Source organism: Aneurinibacillus uraniidurans, assembly GCF_028471905.1.
Classification (GTDB): Bacteria; Bacillota; Bacilli; order Aneurinibacillales; family Aneurinibacillaceae; genus Aneurinibacillus; species Aneurinibacillus uraniidurans.
The window spans coordinates 1,260,572-1,274,148 of sequence record NZ_CP116902.1 but is presented as its reverse complement, the minus strand read 5'-3'; the positions used below and the strand labels follow the sequence as shown (position 1 = coordinate 1,274,148).

Annotated in this window: 12 protein-coding genes; 2 read left to right on the top strand and 10 right to left on the bottom strand. The window is 49.8% G+C overall.

All coding sequences use genetic code 11. The annotated features are described in order from the left end of the window. Positions 1-31: 31 nt before the first annotated feature. The 4 genes from PO771_RS06430 to PO771_RS06415 form a co-directional block, all read right to left on the bottom strand. Complete coding sequence (locus tag PO771_RS06430; protein WP_272562447.1) at positions 32-910, bottom strand: YicC/YloC family endoribonuclease; 879 nt, start codon at positions 908-910, stop codon at positions 32-34. 34 nt (positions 911-944) lie between these two features. Then, a complete protein-coding gene (gene dapF / locus PO771_RS06425) occupies positions 945-1,781 on the bottom strand; it encodes a diaminopimelate epimerase (protein WP_272562446.1) in 837 nt (278 codons plus the stop codon). Positions 1,782-1,783: 2 nt separating this feature from the next. Then, entirely contained in the window at positions 1,784-4,528 is a 2,745-nt protein-coding gene (locus PO771_RS06420; protein WP_272562445.1) for a cation-translocating P-type ATPase, read from the bottom strand. 179 nt (positions 4,529-4,707) lie between these two features. Then, the gene (locus tag PO771_RS06415) at positions 4,708-4,953 is read right to left on the bottom strand and encodes a hypothetical protein (RefSeq protein WP_272562444.1); all 246 of its coding nucleotides are present in this window, start codon (positions 4,951-4,953) and stop codon (positions 4,708-4,710) included. Between the two features lie 140 nt (positions 4,954-5,093). Here PO771_RS06415 and PO771_RS06410 point away from each other — a divergent pair, with 140 nt between their 5' ends. Both PO771_RS06410 and PO771_RS06405 read left to right on the top strand, forming a co-directional pair. Beyond that, positions 5,094-6,818 carry an Rqc2 family fibronectin-binding protein gene (locus tag PO771_RS06410; RefSeq protein ID WP_272562443.1) on the top strand — a complete coding sequence of 575 codons (1,725 nt, stop codon included), beginning with the start codon at positions 5,094-5,096 and terminating at the stop codon, positions 6,816-6,818. 10 nt (positions 6,819-6,828) lie between these two features. Beyond that, positions 6,829-8,808, top strand: a complete 1,980-nt coding sequence (locus PO771_RS06405) for an oligosaccharide flippase family protein (protein WP_272562442.1) — start codon at positions 6,829-6,831, stop codon at positions 8,806-8,808. Positions 8,809-8,956: 148 nt separating this feature from the next. Here PO771_RS06405 and PO771_RS06400 read toward each other — a convergent pair whose 3' ends face one another. The 6 genes from PO771_RS06400 to PO771_RS06375 all read right to left on the bottom strand — a co-directional run bounded on the left by PO771_RS06400 (position 8,957) and on the right by PO771_RS06375 (position 13,568). Then, a complete protein-coding gene (locus PO771_RS06400; RefSeq protein WP_272562441.1) occupies positions 8,957-9,826 on the bottom strand; it encodes a pentapeptide repeat-containing protein in 870 nt (289 codons plus the stop codon). A gap of 2 nt (positions 9,827-9,828) precedes the next feature. After that, positions 9,829-9,990: a hypothetical protein gene (locus tag PO771_RS06395; protein WP_272562440.1), complete on the bottom strand. Its 162-nt coding sequence runs from the start codon at positions 9,988-9,990 to the stop codon at positions 9,829-9,831. A gap of 491 nt (positions 9,991-10,481) precedes the next feature. Next, positions 10,482-11,120, bottom strand: coding sequence for an orotate phosphoribosyltransferase (pyrE, locus tag PO771_RS06390; RefSeq protein WP_272562439.1), 639 nt, complete (start codon positions 11,118-11,120; stop codon positions 10,482-10,484). Further along, on the bottom strand, positions 11,120-11,845 hold the full coding sequence (gene pyrF / locus PO771_RS06385; protein WP_272563113.1) for an orotidine-5'-phosphate decarboxylase: 726 nt from the start codon (positions 11,843-11,845) through the stop codon (positions 11,120-11,122). Before pyrF ends, pyrE begins: the two co-directional genes overlap by 1 nt. Further along, entirely contained in the window at positions 11,845-12,771 is a 927-nt protein-coding gene (locus PO771_RS06380; protein WP_272562438.1) for a dihydroorotate dehydrogenase, read from the bottom strand. The genes pyrF and PO771_RS06380 overlap by 1 nt, the downstream gene beginning before the upstream one ends. Then, positions 12,771-13,568 carry a dihydroorotate dehydrogenase electron transfer subunit gene (locus PO771_RS06375; protein WP_272562437.1) on the bottom strand — a complete coding sequence of 266 codons (798 nt, stop codon included), beginning with the start codon at positions 13,566-13,568 and terminating at the stop codon, positions 12,771-12,773. Before PO771_RS06375 ends, PO771_RS06380 begins: the two co-directional genes overlap by 1 nt. Positions 13,569-13,577 lie beyond the last annotated feature (9 nt).

Here is a 13,577-nt window from a genome sequence, read left to right as displayed (position 1 = left end):
GGGATATAGAGTTATCTTCTATTTTACTGCTTTACTCTATATTTTGCACCTGTTCTTTCACTTTTTCTAGCTCAGCTTTCAAAATCACCACTTTTTGGCTGATTTCGAGATGATTCGCCTTTGCACCCATTGTATTAATTTCCCGATGGCATTCCTGCACAAGGAAATCCAGCTTACGTCCAATCGCATCCGTTTCATCTACAATCGAGCGGAACTGTGTAAAATGGCTAGTGAGCCGGGTAAGCTCTTCGGTAATATCAGCCCGTTCGGCAAACAGCGCTACTTCGTGAAGCAGGCGGCTCTCGTCAATCTCGACCCGCCCTTGTATGTATTCTTCGATCCGGGCAAAAATCCGCTCCCGGTATGCCCCTGCCACAGCCGGAGCAAATGCGGCTAGCTCCGTTGCTATGCTCTCCATAGCCGCAATACGTGCCAGTACATCTTCACGCAGTGCAGCTCCCTCACGCCCACGCATATCTACAAGTGCATCCACTGCCTCTTGCACCGCAGCAAGCACCGTCTCCCGATACGCCTCCGCATCTGGCCGATCTTCTCCAACATGGACGACATCCGGGAGAAGTAACATATCTTTCGTTGTCAACTCACCCGCTACACCAAGACGCTCTGCCATCTGCTCGGCCGCTTCCTTATACTGACGGGCAAGCTCCCAATTAATCTGCAGGGAAGACGATGTTTCATCCGCTACCAGCGTAATGAATACATCGATTCGCCCACGCTTAATCCGAGTAAGCACCGCACGACGAACGGCGTCTTCAAGAGCTGCAATCTCACGCGGCATGCGAATCGCCACTTCACTAAAACGATGATTTACCGAGCGCATTTCCACAGTAACACTACTTGCCTGTGTGCGGGCTTCGCCCCGCCCATATCCGGTCATGCTGTATACCATACGTTTCCCTCCAGCCATCTATGGGAACCGGAATTTATCGAACGCTCCAATGTCCCGTAAATACTTCTTCTGCAGGACCTGTCATATAAACATGTCCGTCCACTTCGCTCCATTCAATGTGCAAGTCGCCACCCTTCAGATGCACAAGTGCTGCACGGCTGGTTCGACCCGTTAATGCACCAGCTACCACAGTTGCACATGCTCCTGTGCCGCATGCATACGTCTGACCGCAGCCGCGTTCCCACACCCGCATTGTCATCTCTTCTGGTGAAACGACCGAAGCGAATTCAATGTTGGCTTTGTTCGGAAACATCTCATGCACTTCAAGCGGTGGTCCCCATACGTCTACCTCAAAGGCAGCGGCATCATCGACAAAAATGACCGCATGCGGATTTCCCATCGATACACCTGTAAAGCGGAAATCGCGTCCATTCGCCTGAATAGGATGCTCAACAACCGGCTCCCCATCCACCGCGAGCGGAATGATCTGCCCGTTAAGAATCGGTGCTCCCATATCTACTTTCACACGGCGTGCTCGTCCTTCTTTGGCTTCAATCCAGACGCGCTGCAGGCCAGCACCTGTCTCTACTGTCAACTCTGTACCAGACACAAGACCGTTATCGAACGCATATTTTGCGACACAACGCACCGCATTACCGCACTGCTCGGCTTCCGAACCATCGGCATTCATAATACGCATCCGTACGTCTGCCTGCTCAGACGGCAGAATAAAAACCAATCCATCCGCTCCAACGCCAAAATGGCGATCGCACATGCGCTTCGCCATCTCAGCCGCCTCAAGCGGTAACGTTTCAAAATGGGCAACGACGATAAAGTCATTGCCCAGTCCATTCATCTTCGTGAAATTCACGTTTATCTCACCCTTCTCTGTTTACCGGAACGGACAAACATCAGCGAAAATATGCCGGTTGCAAATGTCGGAAGTCCGCCAAGCAGAAGAACAAGCCCCCATTCTGTGCCCGTAAGTGCCACCGTGCTAAAAATCGGCTGCAGCGCCGGAAGATATATCACCGGAAGCACAAGCAGGACAGATGACAGAACTGCCAACACCAGGTATTTGTTTTGCAACGGGTTGCGACTAAAGATCGAAATCTCGCTCCGGCAGTCAAACACATGAATCAGCTGCGCCATAACAAGTGTAGCAAATCCTACCGTCTGGGCACGGATCAGCTCATCTGGATGTGCAAGCAGCGTGATCCAGAAAGCCGCCAGCGTGGATGCACCAATCAATACACCACGTGAGATGATTTTCCACGCTAAGCCACGGGCAAACACGTTCTCCGTCCGCGAGCGCGGTGGACGCTTCATCGTCGCTTCTTCCGGCTGATCGACACCGAGTGCTAACGCGGGAAGCCCATCGGTTACGAGATTGACCCACAAAATTTGTACCGGCACAAGCGGTAGCGGAAGTCCGGCGAGCATCGCAAAAAACATAACCATGATCTCACCGACATTTGAGGCCAGCAGATACCGAATGAATTTGCGAATGTTATCGTAAATCGTCCTTCCTTCTTCAATGGCCGCTTCGATCGTGGCAAAATTGTCGTCGGCAAGCACGAGTGCAGCCGCTTCTTTCGTTACATCCGTTCCCGTTATCCCCATTGCAATGCCGATGTCTGCCGCCTTAATTGCCGGGGCATCGTTCACTCCGTCGCCTGTCATCGCCACTACATGCCCTCTCTTCTGAAGCGCCTTGACGATTCTAAGCTTATGCTCCGGCGATACGCGTGCATACACATATACATTGTCTGCAATTGAATCGAACTCACTATCGGACATATTATATAAATCCTGTCCATTTACTGTCAACCCGCCCGCCGGAAGGATACCGAGCTGTCCAGCAATGGCTTCCGCTGTCGTCTGATGGTCGCCTGTAATCATAACCGTTTTGATTCCAGCCTGACGGCACTTCTGGATCGCGTCCCGTACCTCTTCTCGTGGCGGATCAATCATGCCTGTCAATCCAACAAACACAAGCTGACGTTCCGCTGACGTATCGGTTGCCGGTATTTCCTTGCCGTGCACATCTCGATACGCGAGCGCTAGCACACGAAGCGCCTGCTTGGCCAAAGCTTCATTCGCATATGAGATTTGCCGGCGCAGCGCTGGCGTAAGTGCTACCGCCTGCCCTTTCCATAAAATATGCGTACAGCGTGATAGCAGAACATCCGGCGCCCCTTTCGTAATGACAACACGCTTGCGGTACGCATCCTCAACGACAACCGACATCATTTTTCGCGTAGAATCAAACGGGAACTCCTTGATGCGTGTCCATGTTTGCGCAAGCGAATCCTGCGTAAGCCCGGCCTTGCCGCCCACAACGAGTAATGCCCCTTCTGTCGGGTCTCCGTTCACCACCCACTCTTCTGTCGCACGACGAAGAATTCCCTTCTTTTCTGCTTTCTCCTGCGCAAGCCTCGCGTTGTTGCATAAAACTCCGAACTGAAGGAGCTTATACAACGTCGGATTCGCCTGTGCCCGCATCGCCCGCTGTCCAGTAAGAAATTCGCCCTGTGGTTCGTATCCGGTCCCACTTATTTCGACTACGCCATCTTCCATCCAGATATGTGTCACCGTCATTTTGTTCTGCGTCAAGGTTCCCGTTTTATCGGAACAGATTACACTCGCACTACCCAGTGTCTCAACCGATGGCAGCTTGCGGACAATCGCCCGACGTTTAATCATCCGCTGTACCCCAAGCGCGAGCGCTACGGTCACAATCGCAGGCAATCCTTCTGGAATCGCCGCTACCGCCAGGCTCACACCCGCCAGGAACATATCATACGCATTCTGTCCGTGCAGAATGCCCGTCCCAACTACAACAGCCGTCAGAAGCAGCGCGACTACGATAAGCACTTTGCCTAGCTGCTCAAGCTTCAACTGCAGGGGAGTCTGCAGCGATTCAGTCGTCTGGATAAGATGAGCGATTTTCCCCATTTCTGTCATCATTCCAGTTGTTAACACGACCGCATATCCGGTTCCAGCCGTCACCATCGTCCCCATAAAACCGATATTCTCCTGATCGCCAAGCGGAAGAGCTTCGTGCCGCAGGACAGTCGCTCGTTTCATAACCGGTACTGACTCCCCGGTTAAGGTAGATTCTTCGATGTGCAGCCCATTGGCAGATAAAAAACGAACATCGGCCGGAATACGATCTCCGCTTTCCAGATAAATAATATCGCCCGGCACCAGCTCTCGTGCCGGAATATGTGCTAGCTCCCCATCCCGGATGCAATACGCCATCGGAGCGGTCAATTCTTTAAGTGCAGAAAGCGAACGTTCGGCTCGAAACTCCTGGATAAATCCGAGAATCCCGTTAATCAACACAATCGAAATAATGGCAATGGCGTCTACGTATTCCCCGAGGAAGCCCGAAATTAATGTTGCTGCCAGCAGCACAAGTACCATAAAGTCTTTAAACTGTCCGAGGAACAACAATAGCAGGGATGGTTTCTCCTTATCTGCTAGTTCGTTTACCCCAATCGTTGCAAGTCTCTCCTGCGCTTCTGTGCTTGTTAGTCCTTGCCGGGTATCTGTCTTGAGAATCCCGGCCAATTCTTCGTCTGTATAACTGAACCAATAATGCTGCCCACTCATTCAAGCGCCTCCTTTGCTCCGTCCGGTGTAGTATTCAACCCTACTATATTCTGACAAGCTCTAAAAAATGACAGGCTATCTCTTTCTTTCCTCTTAAAGATTCGAAGTGAATCGTCCTGTTTCAGCAAACAAAAAAGGCTAGTCTCTATACGTTGTAGAGATAGCCCCTTACTGCTTCGTTATTCTATTTCATTCTGCGCGTACTTCTCGCCCGCCTCTGTTATAGATGCTTCATCCAGAAACGTCTGAAGTACGCGGTTCCCGCTCCCGCCCCGTTGCACTACAACGTCAGATAGCAGTCTCTCTTCCGCTAGATCTTCAATGGCCTGCCCGAATTCGACATCATCCACTCCGACTGCTTTACTATCTGGGATGCGTCCCCGCATAAAATGCTGTAAAATCCGTTTTTTAAGCTGCCTGCTCATCAAAATCCCTCCTTGCTAGAAGCATGAGCTAACATTGCACTCCCTATCCAGCATTTTTTCCAAATCGCGCCTTGCATGTTCGCGCCGCTCTTGGCACAATAAAGAGATGGCAATTTTATAATCATTAATGAGGTGATCACATGGCTTTTGACGGCATTGTCACGCGTGCAGTGACACACGAGCTGAATGAGAAGCTGGCTGGCTCGCGGATCGCAAAAATCCACCAGCCGACCGATACAGACATCGTGATGCAAATTCGCACGCGCAGCGGCAGCGTCCGCCTTCTGCTGTCGGCGAGCCTGAGTTTTCCCCGTCTTCATCTGACAACCGCAGCGTATCAGAATCCGCTTGAAGCGCCAATGTTCTGCATGCTGCTCCGCAAATATTGTGAAGGAGCCGTCATTGAGTCCATCCGTCAGGTGGACATGGAACGGATTGTACATATCGATGTGCGCGGCCGCGACGAATTAGGTGATGATCGCGCCAAACGTATTGTGCTCGAAATTATGGGGCGGCATAGTAACCTGATCCTCCTGGACCCGGAAACAGGGCTCATCCATGATGGACTGCATCATGTCACACCTTCCGTCAGCCGTTACCGGGTCGTTCTTCCGGGTCGGCCCTATTTGCCACCGCCGCCGCAAGATAAACTCAATCCTCTTGAAGCATCTGAACATGAGTTTCTTGTACGCATGAAATTTAATGAGGGAAAGCTGGACAAACAGCTTATCAGCTCCTTCGCCGGTATGAGTCCGCTTGTTGCAACTGAAATCCTGCACCGCACAGGGTTGCCAACCGCAGACGCACTTTGGAATGCGTTTCGCTCTGTCATGAAGGATGTAGATGCACATCTGTACACGCCAACGATTGTCCGAACAGAAACAAAAGAGTACTTCTCGGCCGTCCCGCTTACCCATCTGCAAGGTATGGCAGAAACGTTTGATTCTATGAGTACCTGCCTCGAAGCTTTCTATCATGGCAAAGCTGAGCGCGATACGGTCAAACAGCGCATGCACGATTTGCTGCGACTCGTAAGCAATGAACGCGATAAAAATGTGAAAAAGATCGAAAAGCTGAAAGAAACGAAGCGTCAGGCGGAAGATGCGCATGTGTATCAGCGGTACGGCGAGCTGATTACCGCCAACATTTATCAGATGGAACGCGGGCAAACAGACGTGACGGTGTTGAATTACTATGAGGATGGTTCACCAGAGCTAACGATTTCACTTGACCCAAGACTGACACCGTCCGAGAATGCCCAGATGTATTTCAAAAAATACACAAAGGCTAAAAACAGTCTGGCAATCCTGGATGAACAAATCGCAAGTGCCGAAGAAGAAGTCCGCTATCTGGATATGATCATCCAGCAGGTGGAAAGTGCAGGATTAGCGGATATTGAAGAAATTCGTGACGAGTTGACTGAGGAAGGTTATCTCCGTGCTCGTCCAAGTCGTAATCGGAAGCCAAAAACGAAACATCCGATACTCGAACGGTATACATCCAGTGAGGGCATTGAGATATACCTTGGCAAAAACAACAAGCAAAACGAGTACTTGACGAACCGACTTGCAGCGCCAACTGATACATGGCTGCATACGAAAGATATTCCAGGTTCTCATGTCGTCATTCGCAGCACCGAGTTCGGAGATGCCACACTTGCCGAAGCAGCGATGCTTGCGGCGTACCACAGCAAAGCACGGCAATCAAGCCAGGTGCCCGTTGACTATACGCTTGTGCGCCACGTCAAAAAACCAAAAGGCTCAAAGCCGGGCTTTGTCATTTATGAACAGCAAAAAACGCTGTTCATTACGCCAGATGATACTGTGCTGCGCGATCTAACCCGTACGAAAACTACAACGTCTTGAGGAATAAACAATGTCAAAAAACTCATTTTTGAAAGGAACACTCATTCTAACGGTAGCAGCGATTGTATCGCGTGTGCTCGGTGTTGGACAGCGCGTACCATTACAGCACATTATGGGCAACGATGGGATGACACTGTACACGATCTCCTATAACGTCTACAGTATGCTCCTGATCATTGCAACATTGGGCGTTCCGAGCGCACTGAGCAAGCAGATTTCGGAATATACGGCGGTTGGCCAGTATCATGAAGCACATCAGACGTATAAGGCGGCGCGAAATTTTGCGCTCGTTACCGGTGTCGTGATGTTTCTATTTATGATCGTAATCGCACCGTATTATGCGGAATATGCCTTAGCACCGCAGGCAGAGCTGGCAATCAAAGCAATTGCCCCGGCGATGCTTCTCTTCCCACTCATTGCGATTATGCGCGGATATTTCCAGGGTCAGCAATTCATGCAGCCGACCGGGCTTTCCCAGGTGATGGAGCAAATCCTCCGCGTGGCAACGGCTGTCGCCCTGCCGCTTATTCTGCTGCATTATGGATATAACAAAGATGTAGCCGTAGCAGGTGCTTCATTCGGTGCTGTGATGGGAAGTGTCGCAGCGGTAGCGGTCATGATATATTTCTATAAAAAACACCGCCCGGATCAGAAGAAAAGAGTGTCCGAACAAAAAAACTATAAAAAACTCACATACCGCCAAATTTATGGCAAGATGCTGCGTCTGTCCCTGCCTATCACGATTTCTGCGATGGCGGTACCGCTTTTATACTTTATCGATTCGTCTACGTCCCTGCGGCTTCTAACCCCGCAGAACGAGCGCATATCGGTGACGTTAAAACATACGGATGCCATAATCGGTGGTAAAGAGATTACACTGCCAATCGCGCCGTATTTGTACAAGAACAACACGACGATGATTCCGCTTGAGGAAGCGAGCGTCGCGATGGGCGCCGATCTTGTCTGGGATAAAAACCACCAGCGAGCCTTTTATGAGCGTGGTCCGGTCAAAGCAACTCTTGTCATGAACCAGCCCGTTGTACTAAACGGAAAAACGTTCGGCGGCCCACTCCAACTCGCTGCCGGTACGGATGTACCTTGTGTGCCGCTCCGTTTCTTTACAGAACAGCTGCATGCGTACAATGAAGCGGTGGATACAGTGGGGATTCTCGGCGGAAGCGCCCAGTCGCTTGCTGGACTGCCGATTATTCTCGCCATTGCGCTTAGTTCATCGATCATTCCGGTCGTATCGGCTGCGTATTCGCGACGCGACCATGCGGAAGTGCAGCGCATGAGTTCGATGGCACTGCGGGTAGCGCTCATTACGGGCGTTCCGGCGGCGCTGTATTTGACAGTAGCAGCGTATCCGATTAACGGGCTGCTATTTAAAAATACGGATGCTACCTACTTGAAAGCGGCATTTATTATCGGGTCTTTATGTATCGGTACGATTTTCCAGATCATGATGATGACATCGTCCGGCATTCTGCAAGGACTTGGCCGCACGGATTTGCCGATGCGCCATGTCATTATCGGCGTGCTTGTCAAGCTGGCGGGTAACTATGTATTTGCTCCGCTGTTCGGCATTTACGGCATCATCCTGGCAACATCACTTTGCTTTATTGCTGTTATGTCGCTCAATATTCGGGCGATTAATCAGTATACAAAGCTGGCGATTCTTGGGGAACGCTGGCGCGGTTTTCTGCTGTCCTCGCTTCTTCTGTCCGTGATCGGACTCGGCATCATCTGGCTTGGGTTTACGGTTCAACCACATCTCCCGATCCCAGAGCGCCTGTTCTTTGGACTCGAAGCGGCAGTTATCGGTGCATGTTCGCTGACCGCCTATGCGCTAGCCTTATTCTGGCTTGGCGGCATTGATGTACATGATATTCGCTATTTCCCGAACGTGGCACAGAAAGTGTATCGCATGCTGTCCCGCTACCGGATTGTTCCGGCGTATGTGGAGGAGCAGAAAAGTCATGTGAATTAGCACTGTGCTTGGCTTCAGGAACCTCGCACACTCCGTACCCAAGATTGAAACACTAACTAAAAAAATAAAAAAGCGTGTGGATCTACATCCATGCGCTTTTTCCTTGTTTTCACTCATAATTTTCATCCTGTAAGAATGTCCCACAGCATTATTCAGTCCAATGAGATGGTCGTTGCAAGTATGATGGTAATCTTGTTTGTTTGTCACCTTTAGCTGAGTTAACTTGCATTTGAGTTAGAAACATACTCGTAGAAAGGTTTGCCCCACTTAAATCAGCATCACGTAAATCAGCGCCAATAAAATCGGCCCCTCTTACGTCCGTATTTTGCATATTAGCAGCAATTAAACATGCCCCTCTCAAATCAGCTGCTCTTAAATCTTTGCCAGTTAGCTTTTTCCCAATCCAATCGATTCCTCTATAGTTACGTTTTTGCGTATTTTTAGCGGAGAAAGTCTTTACCATTACGTCATTGCGAATATGCTCACTTGTTTCTAAAAGCAATTCATTTACAGGCAGTCGATAAGTGGTTATATCTAATGATAATAGCGCATCAGCGTCAAGCTTCGTTACACTCTGTAATTGTTCTAACTGTGCATTCAGTTTGTCATATAACGAACGTGAAACCTTATAGGATAATGCCTCTGCAATATACGCAGTCATTTCGTACAGCTGCTCCATAATTGGAAATACACGAAACATTTTCTCGGCAACCTCAGAATTTTCTCGCCAGTCTTGTCCATTAAACGTAACTTGGGAAACCATTTGCCCAGCTCCTAAGCAATCAAATACTGTACATCCCTTACATCCTTTTTCTCTAAGCTGACTGTGAATTTGACAGCGAAAATCAGACTGTAAATTAGAGCACGGTGTGCCAGCTTCTTTATTCATTGCAAAGTCACTTGATGCAACAATATTAAGCGCCGTACAACATAGGCCAAAACAGTTTATACAATCCGCTTGTAGACTCTCTCTAATTTTTTTAGCCGTTGTATTATCAACTCTTCTATCTTCAGACATTTTTATACCCTCTTACTATAAATTTTAATTGAGCAAACATCAAAAGGTGCGAGACTTATTGCGTATGGTACACCGTCAATCAGTTCCCATCGTTCATCATCCGACCACCTGAGATAATCCTGATACGTGTATTTCCGCTTCAGACCGAATTCCGGTACACTCATACCATTCACCTCTATCTATGGGATATTTTTCTTATTTTATCACAAAAATGGGCGTGTTTTCTTGGTGGAGGAGTAAAATCGGATGGAATAGCTTTTTGTTATAGAATTGAATAAGAAAAAAGAGACTGCCTCAGTCGCTGTATTACAGCTTTTGAGACAATCTCTTTTACGCATTTACATATATAACTACAATAGTCAAAGTTTGTTTGACAGATAATCAGCAAAGTATGTCGGAAGCGAAGAAAAGAGAAAGTAAGGAGCTTTTTTATGCGCGTACCCAGCGGAAGGAGACTGGCAGACGGGCCTTTGCCCGCAATCTGCTCCTTCAGCAATGCTTCGGAAGCGCTTTGTGGGCGAGTCTACCAGTCTCCTGGAGCGGACAGCCCCCTCTTCCCTGCCACGCATAAAACCGCGACGCACTTCTCTCTTTTTCGCTCTCCGCCCCCAACTTTGCTGACCTCTATCTCCTCAAATAAACTTCCGATAATGCCTTACGCTTGCCATTCAGCCGGATTCTGCCGCCATGAAGCAAGTGCATCGAGCTGGTCTGCCCGAATCGTTCCTTTTTCCTGCGCCACTTCCAGCAGAGCTGTATAGTTGCTCAGTGTATCAAAAGCGAAGCCTGCTTCCGCAAACGCCGCTTCCGCTTTCGGGAACTGATACGAGAAGATGGCAAGCACAGCTAGCACTTCTCCACCCGCTTCTTTAATCGCTTGCGCCGCTTCAATCGAGCTGCCGCCTGTCGAAATCAAATCTTCGATTACGATCACTTTTGCGCCTGCATCAAGCTTGCCTTCGATTTGGTTGCCTTTGCCGTGTCCTTTCGGCTTCGAGCGTACATACGTCATTGGAAGGCCAAGTTCTTCCGACACCCATGCCGCATGCGGAATGCCCGCTGTCGCAGTTCCCGCGATCACCTGAGCTTCTGGATACTGCTCCCGAATTTTTTGTGCGAAGCCTTTATAGATCAGACGGCGCACCTCTGGGAATGACATTGTCATCCGATTATCACAGTAGATTGGGCTTTTAATGCCAGATGTCCATGTGAATGGCTCATCCGGGCGGAGAGATACCGCATCAATGTCGAGCAGTTTGCCTGCAATTTGTTTTGCCAGTTCCGTTTGTCCCATTAGTTCGCACTCCCCTTTACTTCTTCCAGAATCGTATGCAGCGCCTGTTTCGGATCGGCTGCCTGTGTAATCGCACGTCCGATTACAATGTAATCAGAACCTAGCTTAAACGCATCCGACGGTGTTGTAATGCGGTGCTGATCGCCAGCATCTGTACCTTTCGGACGAATGCCTGGTGTTACCGTTAAAAATGATGAGCCGCATGCTTCTTTAATAAGCGGCACTTCTTTCGGAGAAGCAACGACACCATCAAGACCCGCTTGCTTCGCCAGCTTGGCATACTGAACGACACAGTCTTCCACTGAGCCAGCAATGCCGAGTTCATTATTCATCATCGCCTCTGTAGTGCTTGTCAGCTGCGTAACCGCAATGAGTAATGGACGCTTCTGACCAGCCGGCGTACCTTTTTCCAGTCCTTCTCGCGCAGCCTCCATCATTTTCACGCCTCCGGCCGCATGAACGTTTACCATGTCGACACCAAGGGAAGCAAGACTTTGCATCGCACCACGCGCTGTGTTCGGAATGTCATGCACCTTGAGATCAAGGAATACCGAATAGCCTTTTTCTTTCATCTGCCGAATATAGTCCGGGCCAGCTGCGTAATACAGCTGCATGCCAATTTTCACATAAACACCTGTTCCTTCAAGCAGACGGACACAATGATCCGCCTCCTTGGCACCCGGATAATCGAGCGCGACCATAATCCGTTCATTTATACTTTTCATCACTTCCACGCCGCTCCTGTCAGTTCTGAAATGGATTGTACGCCGTACGCTTCAAGCTTCACTTCAAGCTCATCAATAATCGTCGGGCACACATATGGATCTACGAAGTTCGCTGTACCAACCGCTACCGCAGATGCACCCGCCATGAAAAACTCGATCACATCATCCGCAGACTGAATGCCGCCCATGCCGATAATCGGGATATTAACCTGCTGGCTCACATCATGAATCATCCGAATCGCCACTGGCTTAATAGCTGGACCTGATAGACCGCCTGTCCGGTTCGCAATAATTGGACGGCGTGTTTTTAAGTCAATTCGCATCCCAAGCAGCGTATTAATCATGCTGAGTCCGTCAGCTCCAGCTGCTTCTACCGCTTTCGCAATCGTTACGACATCCGTTACATTCGGAGACAGTTTAACGAATACCGGAACCGAGCTTACTTTTTTGATTTCTTCGGTTAGCTGCGCTGCAATCACAGGGTCTGTTCCAAATGTAATCCCGCCACATTTCACATTCGGGCAGGAAATGTTCAGCTCAATAGCGGCTACGTTCGGTGCCTCACAAATACGCTCTGCTACCTGTACATAATCGTCTGTCGTCGTACCGGCTACATTGACAACAACCGGCAAGTCGCCAAACTGCTGCAGCCACGGTAATTCATAATCCATTACATCAGCAAGACCAGGGTTTTGCAGACCGATCGCATTGAGCATCCCGCCCGGTGTCTCTGCCACACGTGGCGTCGGATTGCCCTCGCGCTCTTCTACTGTTGTCGCTTTAACCGCAATAGCCCCAAGCTTATTCAGGTCATAAAACTGTGCGTACTCTCGGCCAAAGCCGAAGCAGCCGGATGCAGGCATGATCGGATTTTTCATCTCGATGCCCGCAATGTTGACTGCAAGACGATTGTTCACAGTTGCCATTATATACGCACCTCCCCGAATGCAAAGACCGGACCATCGGAACAAATCTTCTTGTATTTCTTTTTACCTTCTTGCGGCTCCTGTACGGAACAAACACAGGCCAGACAAGCACCTACGCCACAGCCCATCCGTTCCTCTAGCGAGATATAGCCTTCTTTGTTAAGCGCCTGATATGTATCTTGCAACGCACGCAGCATCGGCAGTGGACCGCAAGAATACAGTACGTCCCAATCTGCTGGCGCAAGGCCATTTGCTTCTGTTAGGACATCTGTAACAAGCCCTTTTGTTCCAGCGCTTCCATCCATCGTGACTACATGCACCGTGCCGAGTTCAGCTAACTCCTCCGTTAGGAACACTTGAGACGCCGTTCCGAAACCGATCACGAACGTAACGTTTACCCCACGGGCACGCAGCTGCTTACCTAGGTAATACAATGGCGGAACACCGATGCCCCCACCGACGAGTACCGCATGCTCGCCTTCTTTGCGCATCTCTACCGGGAATCCTTCCCCAAGCGGTCCAAGAATATCAAGCGACTGACCGGGTACTGATTCACTTAACACGCGTGTTCCATGTCCGTCCGCACGAAAAATCATCGTAAGCGCCTGCTGATCTGCATCTACATCGCAGATGCTAATCGGGCGGCGCAGCAGCGGGTCGATTCCCGTGCCACATTTAATATGGACGAACTGGCCGGGACGAGTCATTCGTCCCACCAGCTCTCCTTGTACTTGCAGGCGATAAATGCGCTCTGCGATTTGTTCATTTGCGATAACCTTGACAAGTCCCTTATCCAAGCGCGTACG